General features: G+C 45.0%; 12 protein-coding genes. 8 read left to right on the plus strand and 4 right to left on the minus strand.

The features are described from left to right. Positions 1-36: 36 nt before the first annotated feature. Positions 37-2,784 carry an insulinase family protein gene (locus tag ACYX4W_RS09305; RefSeq protein WP_476075350.1) on the minus strand — a complete coding sequence of 916 codons (2,748 nt, stop codon included), beginning with the start codon at positions 2,782-2,784 and terminating at the stop codon, positions 37-39. Between the two features lie 171 nt (positions 2,785-2,955). On the opposite strand from ACYX4W_RS09305, the gene sixA reads away from it, so the two are divergent. Both sixA and ACYX4W_RS09315 read left to right on the plus strand, forming a co-directional pair. Next, a complete protein-coding gene (sixA, locus tag ACYX4W_RS09310) occupies positions 2,956-3,471 on the plus strand; it encodes a phosphohistidine phosphatase SixA (RefSeq protein ID WP_476075351.1) in 516 nt (171 codons plus the stop codon). A gap of 121 nt (positions 3,472-3,592) precedes the next feature. Continuing rightward, positions 3,593-3,787 (plus strand): hypothetical protein, encoded by a 195-nt coding sequence (locus ACYX4W_RS09315; RefSeq protein WP_118489834.1) that lies wholly within the window; start codon positions 3,593-3,595, stop codon positions 3,785-3,787. A gap of 36 nt (positions 3,788-3,823) precedes the next feature. Here ACYX4W_RS09315 and ACYX4W_RS09320 read toward each other — a convergent pair whose 3' ends face one another. Together ACYX4W_RS09320 and ACYX4W_RS09325 are read right to left on the minus strand one after the other, a co-directional pair. Further along, entirely contained in the window at positions 3,824-5,119 is a 1,296-nt protein-coding gene (locus ACYX4W_RS09320) for an HlyC/CorC family transporter (RefSeq protein WP_118489833.1), read from the minus strand. A gap of 163 nt (positions 5,120-5,282) precedes the next feature. Then, positions 5,283-6,074 carry a cytochrome C assembly family protein gene (locus tag ACYX4W_RS09325; protein WP_474807932.1) on the minus strand — a complete coding sequence of 264 codons (792 nt, stop codon included), beginning with the start codon at positions 6,072-6,074 and terminating at the stop codon, positions 5,283-5,285. 297 nt (positions 6,075-6,371) lie between these two features. Here ACYX4W_RS09325 and ffh point away from each other — a divergent pair, with 297 nt between their 5' ends. Further along, on the plus strand, positions 6,372-7,811 hold the full coding sequence (ffh, locus tag ACYX4W_RS09330) for a signal recognition particle protein (RefSeq protein ID WP_269916103.1): 1,440 nt from the start codon (positions 6,372-6,374) through the stop codon (positions 7,809-7,811). Positions 7,812-7,995: 184 nt separating this feature from the next. After that, positions 7,996-10,053: a hypothetical protein gene (locus tag ACYX4W_RS09335; RefSeq protein WP_476075352.1), complete on the plus strand. Its 2,058-nt coding sequence runs from the start codon at positions 7,996-7,998 to the stop codon at positions 10,051-10,053. A gap of 199 nt (positions 10,054-10,252) precedes the next feature. Here the strand turns inward: ACYX4W_RS09335 and ACYX4W_RS09340 are convergent, their stop codons facing one another. Next, positions 10,253-11,272, minus strand: coding sequence for a heparin lyase I family protein (locus ACYX4W_RS09340; RefSeq protein ID WP_476075353.1), 1,020 nt, complete (start codon positions 11,270-11,272; stop codon positions 10,253-10,255). A gap of 350 nt (positions 11,273-11,622) precedes the next feature. On the opposite strand from ACYX4W_RS09340, the gene ACYX4W_RS09345 reads away from it, so the two are divergent. From ACYX4W_RS09345 to ACYX4W_RS09360, 4 genes are all read left to right on the plus strand, one after another. Then, on the plus strand, positions 11,623-15,354 hold the full coding sequence (locus ACYX4W_RS09345; protein ID WP_476075354.1) for an ATP-binding protein: 3,732 nt from the start codon (positions 11,623-11,625) through the stop codon (positions 15,352-15,354). Next, the gene (locus tag ACYX4W_RS09350) at positions 15,351-15,986 is read left to right on the plus strand and encodes a condensin complex protein MksE (RefSeq protein ID WP_014978725.1); all 636 of its coding nucleotides are present in this window, start codon (positions 15,351-15,353) and stop codon (positions 15,984-15,986) included. The genes ACYX4W_RS09345 and ACYX4W_RS09350 overlap by 4 nt, the downstream gene beginning before the upstream one ends. Next, positions 15,983-17,200, plus strand: a complete 1,218-nt coding sequence (locus ACYX4W_RS09355) for a phosphoenolpyruvate carboxylase (RefSeq protein ID WP_474807924.1) — start codon at positions 15,983-15,985, stop codon at positions 17,198-17,200. Before ACYX4W_RS09350 ends, ACYX4W_RS09355 begins: the two co-directional genes overlap by 4 nt. Before the next feature lie 462 nt (positions 17,201-17,662). Beyond that, entirely contained in the window at positions 17,663-18,055 is a 393-nt protein-coding gene (locus ACYX4W_RS09360) for a TerB family tellurite resistance protein (protein WP_025254566.1), read from the plus strand. The last annotated feature ends 164 nt before the right edge of the window (positions 18,056-18,219 follow it).

Raw genomic sequence — 18,219 nt, forward strand, 5'->3', positions numbered from 1 at the left:
GGAAGTGTTTAACAGTGTGATAATTGAAAACTGTGCTTAATAGTACGGTATTTCTTGTTTGAAGTGGGAAATACTGTTTATTGTACGCTTCTCTTGGGTTGGAATAGCTTCGAACTTTCCTTTGGAAAACAGCACAAGTTCTCCACAGCGTTCACGCTTGGCAAGTTGCTGCGCAAAATCTTGAATTTCTTCAAAGCTCAGTGCTTTAACTCGCTCTGCTAGTTTTACGTTTCTATTAAACCCTAAGTCTTGGGTACCCAAGCTCACCCATAGTCGCTGAGATTTCATAGAAAGTGTTAGGTCTCGTTCCTCTAGCTGTTTTATTAGATTTTGTTGAATTGTTGGCCAGTAGAAGCGATAGAACTCAATTTCATTTAGCTGCTGAAACAAGAATTCTGTCATAGCATCTAGCAAATGTTTAGGGCTACATTGCGGGCTTTGAATATAAAACGCCATGCCGGGATGCTGGTTGTGCGGAACATAGCCGGTGCCTACGATATAGCCTAATTGCTGTTCTGTTCTTAATGCATTGAAAAATGGCGCGGCCAGCATTTGCTCTAAAATCATGCAAAGTGCCGTATCGGTAAAGCCCGGGGAGGGAGCTTGAAGATAGAGTACTACCGCAGAGTCATCGTGGTTACAAAGTACCTCATGGTAAAGCGTTCCCCCCACAGGCAGTTTAGACACCGCTCGTGAAAGCGGGCCGCCACCAGCATTAGGACACTGTTCTTGAAGCGCTTTTGAAAATACTTTTGCCTCTTCGCTAGACCAGTTCCCGTGCATAAATGCTTCAATGAAATAATGTTCAAAAGCACGTTTTCTGAAGTTAAGCATTTGCTCATAGGTGATACTATCTATTACATCTAACAGCTCTACTGGCGCTTGGGTGTTGCGCTGGATCAGCACGCTCAATCGTGAAAATAATCGGTTGGTGGGCTTATTTAATAGCGAATTGTGAAGACTCTGAATTTGCAGCGCTTTGTGGTGTTCAAAGGCTTTCTCATCAGGTATGAAATCAAGCACGGCCGCAAGAAGCTGGTTGGCTAATAAAGTTTGTTGATTAGTGAAGCCTCGTGTGTGGAGCGTAAACCCAGCCTGATGTCCGTATATACGATAATGCAGGCCTGCTATTTCAGCTCTGTAATATTTCGCCTGCAGGTAATCATTTAATGCGCCCAGCCAAATGCGTTTCGCAGCAACCGCTAGTAAAGAGTCAGAAAATTTTGCGGCGTCAAAAGAGATATAAATATCGCCTTTAGGGCTATGGAACTGCTGGTCTTGGGCAAACCAAAAGCGATAACCACCATTGTCCACCAATTTATTAGGAATATTAAAGCCAGTCTCAGGCAATATAAGGCTGTATTCGCTTGCTAAATAAGGGTTGGGTGGAGGAAGCTGTAATTCACTAATCGCCTTTGGTGAACCAAGTTCCTGCAATAACTTAGGATCAATTTTATCTACACTGTATTCGGCTTCGTAGAACGCACAAACCTGTGTGGTTTTCACGTCTTTAGAAATAACTTTAAGGCGAATGTTATCTGGAGCAAAAAAGGATAAAGCATGTTCAATAACGCCTTTATCATAGCTGCCTATGGTAGAGCGCAGTTTACCTAATTCGTCTGGCCCAAAAATAAACTGGTGCTGTGCGTATTCGGTCACCAGACTGAGTGGCTTAATATTTTCTTCGTACTCTAACGCTAAAGTATTTAACTTCGATTTTTCGTGAAAGCGCCAATCTTCGTGAGATGCTTCTCGAATTATTGAGATGTAACTAAATAGTGCTTCCAGTACACGGTTTTTGTTTTCCAGCCCGTTTTGGGTAAGCTGGAAACTCACGTTGAAGTCTTTAAATTTGTCTCCCTCAATACCCGAACCTGCAATAAGGTTAAGCGCCCAGTCCTTTTCTTTAAGGTAGGCAAGCAAACTCCCTTCGCCCTCATCGCCAATTAAATGGCTAATGTAATTCAGCGGCTTTGTTACATAATCATTTTGTAAAGCGGGTAGGGCGAATGTCACTATCATCCGCTTTGCCGACTGAAGCGGATGTATGTTTATTTGTATACCCAATTCATTTTGGGTGTAAAGGGCTGGCCAGTCATCTGACGCTAACTGTCCTGACGGCATACTGGCAAAACATTGATGCACTAATGCTTCAAGTTGAGGTAAAGGCATGGTGCTGGCAATACACAGGCACATGTTTTTGGCGCAGTAATAAGTATGGTGAAGTGTTTTGAGTTGTTGTTTCAGCGCAACGCATTCATGTTGAGAAAAGGTATCGCTGTTACCCACTGAGAACTTAGCGAAAGGGTGCTCTGGATTACAGGTTTCTTTGTGAATTTGGTAAAGGCGACGAAGGTCGTCTTTTTTCTTGAACTCAAATTCCGCATGAATGTTCTTTATTTCGTTAGTAAGCGATTCTTCCTCGAACAAAGGTTGCCTAAGCATGTCGGCAAAAGCAGGTAAGGTTTGCGCAATTGCGTCCCCACTACAATTAAAATGATAGTTTGCGTATTCGGTGCCAGTCCAAGCGTTTATGGTGCCCCCATGCTGTTCAATAAAGCCATTTATCGCATTAGGTTTAGGTAAGTGCCGGCTCCCCATGAAAAGCATGTGTTCTAAAAGGTGGGCTAACCCCTGACAATCGTGGGGGTCGTAGAAGTGTCCTGCTCGCACCGCTACAGAAACAAAAGACTCGCTTGCCTCGGGCGTATGACACAGCATAACACGCAAGCCGTTAGGTAAAGTTATGTGGTACGCGTTTTCTAAGTTGATCGTGTTATTCACATTTTCTCATATATGGTCAAAGGCACCTTACTGCTGGAGCATCTATTAAGATAATCTTCACAAAACATTAAATAATAGTCGAAAATTGCCATTATTCACGGTTTTGCGCTAGGCGTAGATTCAGCTCTCTGATATCGTTAGCGTACTTTCATTAATACTATGCGCAATGTTATGTCAGGTCAAAGTAGCAACGACGACATTTATCTTTTCATTATGCGTCACGGTGAAGCAGAAGCACCTCGACTCGATGACAAAAGTAGGCAGCTCACGTCAGTTGGCCGAGAACAAGCCAAGACCGCTGCACTATGGCTAAAAGATCAGTACTGCACCGAAGGCGTTGTTGATTTAGCGCTTGTAAGCCCTTATCGCAGAGCAAAACAAACGTTTGATATGGTGTCGTTAGATGTGGAAGCGAGCAAGGTTGAAAGTAACGACGATATTGTGCCAGAGGGCTCGCCGCGATTGGTAAGTGATTATATTGATGGCTTGCTTCACGCAGCAGTCAATTCTAAGAAGCCCATTAAAAAACTGCTTGTTGTTAGTCATATGCCACTAGTTAGCTATTTGGTTGATGAACTTTGCCAGTCCTACACCACCAGCTTGTTTTCTACAGCGTCAATTGCAGTAATTAAGTACTCTTTGAATGAGCACAAGGGCACCTTAGTTACGCACTATCAAGGTCTCTAACCCTGTCCATGCATTCTCATGTTAATTAATAAAAATTGAACAAATAATTGTTAAGTATATCCCTATCCGGTCGATAGCCTTTTTGAGAGTGTCAAAGTTTATTCTATTGAAGGGTTGGGAAATGGACAGCAAATCTATTCCTGAGCTCCTTAAGCGTTCATTGCAGTCGCATATGGCGGAGGCTGATTTACGTGAAGATGAGGAGACGCAGGATATTATTGCCAGGTTATCTGAACTATCAGATAAAGTCGCTGCTGCGAAAGCAAGAGCGCTGGCGAATCGTGCACAGCGTCTCGCTGACGAAACAAAAGGCTAGCAGATAAGGTCAAAGGAACAATAACCACCCCGTTGCTTAGTGGTCATTGTTTGACTCGTTCGGTGCAACATAATATTCCGGCATAATTCTGACGGTTTTTATCATGCTTTCTGAAATATCCACAATTTCAAGTGGGTAACCTGCCAAACGTACACTGACTTTGTTTTCCGGAATATCTTCAAGATACTCAAGCAATAGCCCGTTAAGGGTTTTCGGTCCTTCGGTTGGTAATTTCCAGTCCATTTCGCGGTTTAATTCACGCACGTTAGCACTACCGTCGACCAGTACCGAGCCATCTTGCTGTACGTGGGCTTCTTTACTGTGGTCGGGAACCATACTGGTTGTAAAGTCACCGATAATTTCTTCTAAAATATCTTCCAGAGTTACTAGACCCATGATATCGCCATATTCGTCTACCACTAAGGCGATGCGCTCTTTCTCTGCTTGAAACTTATACATTAGCGTATGCAGTGGCGTAGATTCAGGGGTGTAGTAAATTTCCCGTACTGCGCGAAGCAGGCTCGATTTGGTAAACTGATCTTTTGATAAAAGCCGCAGAGCATCACGTACGTGTACAAAACCTACCGCGTCATCGACACTATCGCGATATAACAACACTCGGGTGTGCTGAGCATGGGTCAAGGCTTTTTGAATTTTCTTCCAGTCGTCATTGATATCTATAGCAAAAATTTCAGCGCGAGGCACCATGATATCTTCGGCAGTGACGCTTTCTAAATCCAGAATGCTAACCAACATGTCTTGGTGACGCTTAGGGATCATAGCGCCAGCTTCAAACACTACGGTTCTCAATTCTTCTCTACTCAATGAATCATCATTGCCATTTGCCGGGCTAATTTTTAGCAGTGCAAGAATGCCGTTAGTTATACCGTTGATAGCTGCGACAAAAGGGTAGAGTAGGGTGAGTAATGGAAGCAGAATGATAGAACTAGGGAACGCTATCTTTTCAGGATAAAGTGCAGCCAAGGTCTTAGGGGTGACTTCTGCAAAAATGAGTAGAACTAACGTTAGGCCAAAGGTTGCCGCGAACAGCCCCCAATAGTCACCAAATAGGCGAATACAGAGTATAGTGGCAAGCGAAGAAGCCGCTATGTTAACAAGGTTGTTACCGATTAGGATGAGGCCGATTAGGCGGTCTGGTCGTTCTAGAAGCTTAGCAACACGCATAGCTGAGCGGTTGCCTTCTCCCTGCAAGTGCTTAAGTCGATAGCGGTTTATCGACATCATGCCTGTTTCTGAACTAGAGAAATACGCAGATAGTAATATGAGTACGCCGAGCGCGATAAACAGCGTACTCGTTGATATGTCGTCCAATTAAGGTTTTCCTGTACAAACTAAGGCTTCAAATGTATTGATTTGAAGGGGGAGTTTCAAGGGGAAATTGTTGATATCAACCTAAATACTTAGAAAGTTTAGTGTAAAGAGTGAACCGCCTAGCGATGTGGTAGATAGATTCGGCGGCTACAAATATGTTTATTTAAAGAAGGAACTCGCGTACTAACTTGCTGCCAAAATAAGCAAGAGATAACAACGTGACACCCAATACCGTCATCACTATGACTTGGCGTCCTCTCCAACCTCTTAGTTTTTGGCCTATCAGAAGAATAAGAAAAACCACAAGCGCAGCAGCGGAAAGCACCGTTTTGTGCGCATAGGTCTTATTAAACATATCCTCTAAAAAAACAAACCCGCTAATAAGCGAAACAGTCAATAAACAAGTGCCCGCAAGTAATAGCTTAAACAAGATGTTCTCTACCAGCATTAGAGGGGGCAGCGATGAATGGAGCAGCGCGGCACCTTTCTGTTTTAGCCTATAGGTGATGTAAGACATTTGAAGTGCATACAAAAACGCAATGACCAAAGTACAGTATGCAAACAAGGATAGGCTAATATGAATCACTAAGCCGGGCTGCAGTTCAATATGCATGATGTACGACACGGGGATAAACTGAGAAGCAAGCACCGTGAGGCTAGCAAAGCCGAATACGACGGGAAGTAATATCAAATTTGGAATAGAGCGGGCGAAAATGAGCATGGAGATAGTGATTATCCACGACACTAATGAAAGTACATTGGTTACACTCATATCCTGACCTGGCGCTACCATAATGGCGCTGGTAAGAAACGCGATATGTGCGATTGCCCCTACACTAGCGATAGATAGACCTAAACGTTTGTTTGGGCCATCTTGATGTACGAATTTGCCAATTAGCACTGCCGCAGCCAACGCGTAGAGTAAAGCAGCAGAAATGGCGAAAAGGGTGTTCATGATGCGTCCTGTAATAGGTAGGTGATGTCTTCACCGACTGAGTCGGTATTGATACTGCAACTTGCAAGTAAATTCAACCATCTCCTTGATTTTGTTTGTTTCACACCCACTTTTAGTGTGGGTATAGGGTCATGAATAGTTAATTTTTACTCTTGTTCAATTCGAAATTTATACATCAAAGTTCGACAGCCCTTAGCGAAAAAGTTTAAAAATTTAACCGCAATTGTGGGTACGTTACCGTTCGCTTTTACGTTACAATGCGGGCATTACGTCTGAAATAAAAAGAAGTTTCATACTATGTTTGAGAATTTATCAGAACGCTTAGGCCAGACATTACGAAATGTCAGCGGTAAAGGGCGTCTTACTGAAGACAATATTAAAGAAACGCTACGCGAAGTGCGAATGGCACTCCTTGAAGCCGACGTAGCGCTTCCAGTGGTAAAATCGTTTGTTGCGCAGGTAAAAGAGCGTGCTGTTGGCACAGAAGTGACCAAGAGTCTTAAACCTGGCCAAGTATTCATTAAAATCGTTCAGTCTGAACTAGAGTCTGTAATGGGTGAGGCGAACGAAAAGCTGAACCTAGCAACTCAGCCTCCTGCTGTTGTGCTAATGGCGGGTCTACAAGGTGCGGGTAAAACCACCTCTGTAGGTAAACTTGCCAAATACTTAACAGAGCGCGAGAAAAAGAAAGTAATGGTAGTGAGTGCCGACGTATACCGTCCCGCCGCTATCAAGCAGCTTGAAACCCTTGCTGGTGAAGTAAATGTTGCTTTCCATCCGTCAACGATTTTACAAAAGCCGATTGATATCGTTAACGATGCCATTGTCGAAGCTAAGAAGAACTTCTTTGATGTACTACTAGTGGATACCGCAGGTCGTTTGCACGTCGACAACGACATGATGGACGAAATTAAAGAGCTTCACGCTGCCGTTAAGCCTATCGAGACCCTGTTTGTGGTTGACGCCATGACGGGGCAAGATGCTGCGAATACGGCAAAAGCCTTTAACGATGCGCTTCCGCTTACCGGTGTAATCCTGACCAAAGCGGACGGTGACGCAAGAGGTGGTGCTGCGCTGTCGGTTCGTCACATTACCGGTAAGCCAATCAAGTTTATTGGTATGGGGGAGAAGGTTGATGCACTTGAGCCTTTCCACCCTGAGCGTGTTGCGTCTCGTATCTTGGGCATGGGTGACGTACTTAGCCTTATCGAAGAGGTTGAGCGTAAAGTTGATAAGTCAAAAGCCGAAAAGCTGGCCAAAAAGGTACAGAAAGGTAAAGGTTTCGATCTGCAAGATTTTAAAGATCAGCTTGAGCAAATGAAAAACATGGGCGGCATGATGGGTATGCTTGATAAGCTGCCTGGCATGGGCGGTATGTCTGATAAAATTAAAGATCAGGCGAACGACAAGCAGTTCAATCAAATGGAAGCCATCATCAATTCAATGACACCGGCTGAGCGTGCGCGCCCTGATATGATCAAAGGTTCACGCAAACGTCGTATTGCAGCAGGCTCTGGAACCCAAATTCAAGACGTAAACCGTTTGCTTAAACAGTTTACGCAAATGCAGAAAATGATGAAGAAGATGTCTGGCGGCGGCATGAAGAAAATGATGCGCCAGATGAAAGGCATGATGCCTCCGGGTGGTGGCGGCTTTGGAGGCCCTGGCGGTCCGGGCGGCCCAGGTGGATTTGGCGGTGGCGGCTTCGGCGGGGGCGGCGGCTTCCCACCACGCTAATTCGCTATAGTTCTAACACTACCAAAAACCTCAACAGCAGCAATGCGTTGAGGTTTTTTTATTTTTGTTGCATCCAATATCAAATGTGGCTCGTTTGGCTTGTTGAACAGGACGTGAGCAGTATCTATCGCACAGATTCGCGGTTGACAGCGTCTCTTCAAAAACAACAAGTATGGAGATGAAGATGGAATTCAATAAAACTTCGCAGCAAAAAATGAAATTATCATTATTAGCAACGGCTATGGTTTTTGCCTTAAGCGCCTGTGATGGTGACGACGGGACCGACGGTTTGGATGGTGCTGATGGCGTCGATGGCGCACCAGGCCAAGACGGTACACCCGGCTTTGCTGCAGCTACTTTCCTGGTTGCCAATAATGGCGATGATAATCGCAATACGGTAACGGCTGTCGACCAAAACGCTAGCGCGCTAAGTACGGTAACCACTGGCGCTAATGAAGGCATTGTCTTCACCAATAAAGGTTCTCTTATTCAAGCGGGCGACAGTGACTTACCGCTTTTAAGAACGCAGTGTAATTTTGATACACAGACTGATTACATGATGAATAAAGGGCACGAGATAACGGGGGCAGCTACCGGTTTAGTCAACCCCAAAGGTATAGCTTTTGCTGAAAATGCTGGCCTAGTGATGGTGGCAGACTTCAACGGTCAAAAAATAAGCGTGTTTGGTAGTCAAGCAGCAGGGGACGTTGCACCTATTGCTGAGATAATGGTATCTGCAAAACCATGGGATTTGGCCTACGACGAGCAAAGCGATAGGTTATTCGTTGCACTTACCGACGGCACGCTAGCGGTGTACGACAATGTGGCAAGTTCAAATTTTGCGCCTACTGTGATGCGTTCAGTTGTTCCTTCGGACACCGATGGAAATCAAATTTCGATTAATTTGCACGGCATTGTGTATGAGCCTAAATCTAACCGTATTGTGCTATCAGATGTGGGCGATGCTTCTGTGGCCGACGACGGTCAAATATTTGTAATTGAAAATGTTTCTTCAGCAGACGGGGCTGTCGTACCAACCAGAGTAATAGGCGGAGCATCGACCCAGCTTGGTAACCCAGTAGACATTATCCTAACCGGGTCTGATCTTCGCGTCGCGGAAAAATCAAACGACGCCATTCTGGTTTTCTCAAATATTTTCAACGGAGAGAGCGGTGATTTTGCACCGACGTTATCAACGCCATCGGTGAAGCCGGAGTCTTTAGCTGAATTCAAAGAATTAGATGAAATGAAAGACGCTTCGGACGACGGGATAACGACTATGCCTATTAAGGGGCTTTCGGTATCAAGTAATCCTTCAACCGAAGGGGCTACAACAGGTGAGGTTGCCCAATACAGCGCTACATTAACCAGTGACCTGAGCGCTTTTAACGCAGGTATGAGCATTGAAAGTGCCGCGTTTACGGCAAGTGGTGACGGTGTTATCACTTTTGATGATGTGGATACATCAACAGGCGGCTTACTGGTAATCAATCGCTTGAAAACTATGCGCAATGGGATGACGTACAGCGATAGCTACGACCACATGATTATGGGTAGCGAAACCGGACTGATTGCACCGAAAGGGTTAGACATTGTTTCTGAAGCCGGTGTGGTATTTGTGGCTGATGTTAATGAAAACACGCCTGCTGTAAGAGTATTTTCGCCATGTGCATCGGGTAATGTCGCGCCTCTATTAACGCTCGAAGCCGCTGATGGTGGACGTCCTTGGGATGTGGATTACGACCCATCGACTGACAGCGCGTATTTAGCATTAACCAACGGTTCTGTGGCAGTTTTTGAAGAGGTAATGCACAGACTGCAAAGTGGTGAGACCATAATTACAGGTGAAGATAGATTAATCGTACCCGCAAGCGACGGTGCTGCATTTGAGGCGCCAACAAACATCCATGGTATAGACTACGATAGCCAAAGCGATAGCCTTGTTATTTCTGACGTTGGTAGCGCTGCAGATGCAACAGACGGCAAAATTTACGTTATTCCTGGTGCTGGCAACGCAGATGGTTTAACCGATGTATCGGTTAATATTGCGGGCCCGAGTTCGATGTTGGGTAACCCAGTGGATCTGATGCTCAGCAACGGTCATGTTTACGTAGCAGAAAAATCAAACGGTATGATCCTACGCTTCGACAACATTTTAAATTCAGCCTCGGGTGACATTGCGCCGACTTTCAGCATGATGTACCCCGCGCCAGAGTCTGTGAATGTACTAGCTGTTAAATAGGTAAGGTAGTGGTTGGAAGGCGCATAATAGCGCTTTCCAACGTGATAGTTTAAAAACACACTGTCAAAACTAAATGAGTGCGGTAAGTGAACCTGAGTATTGCTTATCGCCTTTTTTAAAAGAACCTTTAAAAACGTCTTTCGACTACTCCCAGTATCCCTTAAAGTGAAAACATCGATTGAGTAGCTTCAATTGTAAATCAAAGCGTACCTTTTCTAATAACGAAGTCAGCAAACTTCACTCGTTCTTCTTGCTGGCGTAATTTATCTATTTCAGCGGTAGAGCGGTAGATACCCCACTTAGGGCGGATAAAGTCCTCGTCAGATACACCTCGCCACATATCGATATCTGTTTCGTTAATGTCGACTATAGTCGCGTCGTCACGAACGCGGGTTATTTGCAAGATGAAGTCGCCTTCTTCGGCAAAGGTTGCTTGCACAAATACCTTAACCCATTCATCGGCGATATCGCTCCAGTTTGCTCGAACTAAATAGACATCGCTGGTGCGAGAACCGTCAGAGTTAAACCCTACACTGTGTCTTACTTGCAGTTCCTTACCGGAGCTGTCTTTTTCTACAGCAGAAAGGGTGATAACGGGCTGGTCGTCGTTACCGTTACTATTGTCTTCACTGTCATTTCGCGCTTTAAGCTGGAAGAAGTGACTAAACCTGCTCGTTAAAGACATATCGCTGTCGACATAGAAATACCATTCAAACTGCATGGTTTCTCCTTCAAACCCGAGTACTTCGACATCGCTTTTGTCATAGGTTTTTATTTCGTTGCGCTGACGGTCAGATTGAACTCCTTTGTTGAAGTCGTCATCTCGGTGGGCTAGAAACACAAAGTGGGGGCCTACAACGCTATCGGTTTCCTCTAAAATATGCGGCGTAGAAGTATGGTCACCAGCGAATAAGTCGGGGGCTTCTATGCTGCCTTCTCCAAACACGCTTTCTATTGATGCGTAGGTTTCGCTAGCGCTGGCAGCGCCCGTGGCGCTCAACATGACTTCAGACTTTAGGGTAAACTCTGCTCGCTCTTCAGTGGGCGTTTCTCCACCACCTTGAGAATCAGGTACAGCCACAGGTTGAGAAGTTGTATCACTCATAGAGCTACTTCCACAGGCCGATACCGCTGTTATCACCAATGCAATTAAAAAGAAGTAGAAAAGTACTTTTAGGGTTTCTTGTAGGGCGTTTTCGTTTTTGTTGTTTGTAGACACGGTTTTTACCAAATGCTTCTTATTGGTTAATAAGATGTTTTAAAATTGGTTAACCAGCAAGTGTAAAAGTTAATCTAGTAAGAAAAATTATTGAAATTTTATTTTTAATTCGAAGCGGCGCAAACCTCGATAAAGAGAAACATCAAATGATTCTGGCGCCATAGCGTGCTTTGTAACCAACAAATCATTGCGCATCTGTGCAAATTCGTGAATTCATAATACACTGACGGGCTACATCGTGCGCATGTGCGCGGCTTCTATTCGATATACCGCTTTTTTGTATATCAAAGCAGGCACAATTTTGTGCTGTGTGAGGATTCACACAGCAGAGTTATTGATACAGGAACACTATGGCAGGCTTAAAACGTATTATTCTTATCGACACGCATTTACCAGGCGTGGTCGAACTAAAGCTTGATGGACACACCAATATTTGTGGTACCAATGCGTCGGGTAAAACCACGCTTCAGCGACTTATACCCGTGTTTTACGGCGAATACCCTAGTCGTGTGGTACCAGCAACCCGTGACAGCTTTGAACGCTGGTACTTACCGCGTTTATCTAGCTTTATTATCTATGAATATACACGCGCTGAAGGCGACCTATGCCAAGCTGTATTAAGCTCAAACGGAACCGGCGTCAATTATCGTTTAATCGGTAAGCCATTTGAAATCAGTGATTATTTAATAGAACAAAAGAACGGTAAACACGCCAGTGTAAGTAGCGCCGAGCTTGCACGTGCCATGAAGCGCAACAACATATTGGTAACCAGCTTACTTAATACCAAAGACTTCCGCGCCATCATTCAAAACGACCACGGTGTGCTTAACCAGAGTAACAATGCCCGTGAGCTATTAGGCTACGCCAAAATCTTCAGCCTTTGCGAACCGTCGAAACACATGCGCCACATCGAGAAACTGGCTAAAGCGGTGCACTCTAAAGAAGGCAAGATGGAAACCATTAAAGCCATGATTGCCGCTATTTTAGAAGAGGATGGGGTTACGCCGCCTACTTCAGGCCTTAGCCGCCATCGGGTTGATGACTGGATTAAAGAATGTCACTTAATTAAACAATTCGACAAAATTCGTCCTGAGTTTTCTAAACTCGAGCAAGCGGACATGGCGCTAACGAGCACTGAGCAAGTGCTTGCTAACCTTAAGCATAGCTTCGAGCTTGATAAGACCTACTTGGCTGCGCGCGTTGAAACAACGAAAAATGAATTGGATGAGAATAGCTTCCAGCGCAAACAAACGGACAGCGAGTGGGGTGATACCCGTGATCACCTAAACCAGGTAATTTCTTCTGCTCGCGCTGATGTTGAGAAGTTCACCAGTGAACTTGATACGGTAGAGCGTGAATTCGATAAGTGGCAAGACGAAAATATTGAGCAGCTTAAAGAAGACGTCGCAAATTTGTCGCAGTGGCAAAATGAAAAAGCCATGGCCGATAGTCGCTATGTACTGCTTACTGAAAAACACCAAGATATTGAGTCGGCCTACAACAAGCGCTTGGCTGAGCTAGGTGAAAAGCTGTCAATTACTCTAGAAGAAATGTCAGCCGCACGCCAAGAAGCCGCAGAAAATAAAGCTGAGCAGCAGCAGAGCGAGCGTGAGGCGTTAAGCCGCATTCAGAGCGACTACAATAGTCAGCTAAGTGCGCTTCAGAACGACTACCAAAATAGTTTAAATGAGCTAAAAGTCGCGGAAGCTGAACTGAAAGCTTCATTGAGTAATGCAGGCTACAACGAGTTTGAACAATCTCAACTCGATATTCTTGATGCGGCCATTAAAGAAGCATCTATCAATGAAGATGCAGCGCGCGGTGAACTGCGACAAGCGCAGCAGGCGCACAGCAAATCAGTTGAGTTTCGTAAAGAATGTTCAAATGCGTTAGATAAAGCACGCAACGCCTTTCAACAAGAAGAAAAAGCGGTTAACAAAATTAATGCGCTTCTTTACCCTGGCGAAGGCTCGCTACTTGAGTTCTTGCGCGCCAACGTCGATGACTGGGAGTTATCCTTAGGTAAAGTTGTTCGCCCTGAGCTACTAGAACGCACTGATTTAGCGCCTGCTATGGCAAAGGATGCACAAGATGCACAGGATGCCAGCGATACCTTTATGGGCGTTAAGTTAGCACTTACTGAACTTGACACCCCAGACTATGCCTTTACCGAGCAAGCCCTTAAGCAGCAATTGCAAGAAGCTGAAATTCGTCAGGCCGCTGCTCTAGCCGCCCAAAACGAATGTGAGCAGCGCCTAGCGAAAGCCAACGAAGACGTGCGCAACGCCGAGCTTGTGGTTACCCAAAAAGACAACGCCGTTAAAAGTGCCGAAGCCAGCCGTAAACGTGCACAGCAAGACCGCGATACGGTACTTAGCGAATATCAGCAGGCGCTTTCTGCACGTAAGCAAAAAGCCAAAACTAAGCTTGAAGCGAATCAGCAGTCTCAAAAGCAAGCAAAAGCTCAGTTTGAGCTTAGCCGAGACGAAATCAAAGATCAGCAGCGTGAAGCCGAAACTGAGCACAAGTTCCATTGGCAGCAGCTCATCGCTGATAGTGAAGCGCGGATTTCTCAGCTTGATAGCGATATGCGAAAAGCGAAGGACAGTGCTGCTCAAGACCGAAAAGATATGCAGGATTGGCTGGAAAGCGAATTGAGCAATCGCGGTGTGGATGTTGATGAAATAGGTCAGCTTAAAAAGCAAATCAATAAGCTTAAAGAAGACATTACGCGCACTGAAACCCACCGTCATAAAGTAGCCGACTATGAACGTTGGTACACTAACGTGTTTACCAAGCAAAAAGTGGTATGGCAAGAAGGTTTGTCTAAGTCGCGCAAGTTACTGGGCGAATCTGAGCGTAATTTAGCCAGCAAACAAGCTACCTATAAAGCTAATCGCGAACAGCTTCAAGAACAGCATGGGCAGCTTGAAACTACGCTTAAAACTGCCAGTGAGCACCTAGAACAGGTTAAAACCTTAAGTAAATCACTTGCCAAGCTTACGCTTCAGGCTGGTGATGAAACGGCTGAAATTAAGCATGACGATGTCAGTATTGGTCAACGTATCTCAGAAGTACAAAGCCAGCTTCAGGAACGTGAAAACTTATTGAGCGATGTACGAGCTTATGTAGAAAGGTTTGATCAGCTTATAGCAGCGCAAGCAGGTACAGGTTTATCCGACACCTGGGAGCGCGCCCGTGAAGAGTGCGCTACGCTGAACGCCCACGGCGTGAAGAGCTTTGATCACCGCCGCATGGTGTCGCACCTTGCACAGCTTCTGAACGTGATTGTTCCGCAAAAGCTGCAAGGCTTACGTGAACAAGGCCGTATATTCGGTGCTGATCTTTCGCAATACTATTTTGTTCTTGCCGATATCGATAAACGCATTGTGTCGCAAAGCCGCCGCATTACCCAAGAGGTAGACGGCGATCTTTCCCTTGATGGTGTATCAGACTCGGCCGTTAAAATTCGTTCACGTATTAGCGAACTTGAATTCTGGCCCGAACTTGAGCAATTCAGAAAGCTCTATGAGCACTGGATGGAAGAGGGGGCTAACGAGTTACCAGAGGAAGAGTACGGTCAAAGTATGCGCCGGGTTCTTGATATTCTTGGCCGTGCAGCGCTTACGGGCGGCATCAGTAAGCTACTTGATATCGAGCTTCATCTACGTGAGGGGAACAGCGACCTTGTTATCCGTACCGACCGCCAGCTTAATGAATCATCAAGCCACGGTATGGCCTACCTTATTCTGTGTAAATTCTTACTCGCTTTCACCCGTCTGCTGCGCGGCGATGCCGACGCCACCGTGCATTGGCCGATCGATGAACTAGGTACACTTCACCAAAACAACGTGAAGAAAATCTTTGAAGCGTGTCAAAACAATAACATTAGTGTAGTCGGTGCATTCCCGAATCCAGAATCGGAAGTATTGACGCTATTCGAAAACCGCTACTTGATAGATAAAGTAACTCGCCAATTGCAGGTAGTTCAACCGAAAGCAAGTTCGATAGGCGCACGCATAAAACTAAAAAAAGAAGCTGAAAAGAACAGTGAAGTAGCAGGCAAGGAGACTTCAGCATGATGACAGAACAAGGCCGTGTACTAAGTGCACTTTTACAAGGCGCGTTTATTTGTCAGGTGACCGATGAAGAGGCGTGGCGTTTTCTTAAATCAAGAGATAACGCTGCACAGCTAGAGCCTCACTTAGCATTGCTGAACCGCACACTCTCAACTACCGCAGAAGGTGATGTTTTCTTTGCTAGCTTTCTCACCATAGGTGAAAACGAACGTAAAGTACTAACCCAGCAGTTTCAAGATACAGCGTCTAATCTAGTGCCTCTGGTAGAGTGGTTATTACTAGTTCAACAAGCAAATGAATCTGACATGCCAATAACCATGGGCAGCGCTATTCGTTTGAACGAGCTGCAAACAACTATTGAAGACACGCCGGCCTATGCAGAGCAACTAGAGAAAATTTCGCGCTATCGTATGTTCGGCTCTACCAGCGTGAACTTAGATGGACAGCTAAAGCAGGTTTTTAAACGCTTAACAGAAATGGGTTACCTGATTAAACCTAACCCGGATAAACAAATCTATTTGGGCACAGGTAAGATAGAACACCTTTACGAAATGCTGCGCTTTATCGACGAAACCGAAGCGCTGAGTTTGTCTGAGCAGGCGGAGGCCGCTATTTCGCAAGGTAGCTTGATATGAGCCAGGTTTTAATTCAAGCGGGGACCAAACTATTAAACGCACTGGGGCGTCACAGCGACCTTATTATGCAGGCGTATGTTAATGGTTCAGTGAAAGAGCGCGACCACAGCCCAAAAGTATTGGAGCAGCTCGTTCAATTGGGCGTCTTATGGCGTCCCGAAGCGCAAAGTGAATTGCGCTTAAAAAGTGCGGTAAGAACGCTTCTAGAAGGAAGCTTGCAAGACGAACGTAACCGTACAATTAATGCGAATATCGGTGCCTCGCTGGCTAGTCTTAAAACGTTAACCGAGCATTATAAAGAAGCGCTTCACTACAATAAATATAATGAAGCAGCAGCCCACATGGGGGATTTAACAGAACACGTCTATCAGCTTTCTGAATCACTAAGTAACAGTGTACGTGTGATGTTCGGCCGTATTAACAATGAATTCGGTTATGTGTCGTCGGTTGAAGCTAAAATTCGCGAAAACGAGCTAGCGCAGGGGCAGGTAACGGATTTGCTCGCTCAGCTTGAGTGTTTCCGCTTCGATGAGTTAAGTGAACTGGCTGGGTCTAACCGCGAGCTACGCCACTTATTGGTAGTATCACTCCAGCAGCGCTTTTCTAAAGCCGCACAAGAGCTATCTGTTGTACAAGCGCGTTTATTAGACCTGTTAGGCCGGTTTAGAGAGTTTCAAGGTCGTACACGGTTACTTAAAGGGTTTTTGCTACACATGGAGCAGCAGCCTGATTTCGCGCCGGGTAACTATGCTAATCTAACCAATGTGCCAGTATTGTTTAATCAATCAGATTCGATTATTGCCAACGCAGCGCCTGATGTGAATAACGTTGAGCATGAAGCTGATTATCAAAGTATTGTGTCGTCGTTGACTCATGTACACAAACGCCAGTCTCAGCACGAAGATACTAAGCCTGTTGACATTGATGTGACCGAGCAATCCACTCTGTCGCTAGAAAAAGATCCCCTTCAGCAGGCAGTTGAAGCCTATTTCTGTGAGGTGATTGATTCAGGCCAGCCTAAAACGGCACTGAATTATTTTGAAGAGCACGCTTTAGACTTTGACCCAGAGGTGTGGATTTATCAGGTAATTGGTGGGTATCAAGCCCTAAACGATGAAGATAAGCAGTTTTTTGCATTAGAATCTCACGGTAATAACGATAAAATCTATACAGGTAACTTCTATATAAATGACATCACGTTGGGCCTGCGTTGATGTCGAATTTTGTGCGCACCTAAATCTCGTCGAATTAAGTCTGGCCCTCGCAAATCAAGAGCGTGCCAGACTTTTTGTTTAGCTGTGATTTGCAGAGAATCAAAGACAACTTCAATATTCGTTCAATTCAATACTCCACAAAAGCCCTTCGTATTTTGCGATGGCTACCACTTGGAACCTGCCAAAAAAGTCCTATAATGCAATAGGTGTTTACACTTATTTAACATCGTGAACTAAAAGCTTCATCGCTGCGTAATGTTACCGTCAATCGAGCGGTCTACATTGTTAGTCCTGTAGCCTTTGGAACCAAAGTAAAGGTTGGCAGGTCTTAAAAGCAGTCAATAAGCGCTTTAATGCGTTCGATGTTTAATAGCTCGATGTAGGCACAGAAAATTTTCGCTACTGCTAGGATGCAGAGCATGTTGTGGTACTGCTGCGTACAGTACGAAGAGGAAGAGAGTTATGCAATTATCAGAACAACAAAGTTTTAACCAAGCCCTTATCAAGCTTTCAGTTTTACTTTATCAAGTCGATGGAATGGTAACATTGACTGAACAAGACTACCTGAATGCTATGGTTGAATCGTTAGATTGGCAAAGCCCAATCTGTCGCGAAGCATTTCTAAACGACACTATTTATCAAGCCCGAAAGGCCATCGACACCGGCGATACTGTCACTTTTTTAAAAAGCCTCAAAAATGATCTATCGTTTGACGCAGACAAAACGTTAGAGGTGGCTATGGCGATTACCGGTGTAGATGGTGAGCGAAGTGAAGAAGAAACCGAGCTTCTATCATTACTTACTCATAAATTACTCGCCAAGGCATTAGTTTCAGGCAAAGATACATTACAATAATTGCTTTAAAGCATCGTAGGTGTCTTTCTAACTAATGCGAAAAAAGTTGCGCCAGCTAACGCGCCCCAAAGTGCGTCCAGAAATACAAGAACACTCATTGAAAGCAGCATATTTATGTGCTGCTTCTCTCGCGTTGTTCGTGTTAAGCGGGTGCTATTCATCCC

The organism is Alteromonas sp. ABH4_454 (genome assembly GCF_056311775.1).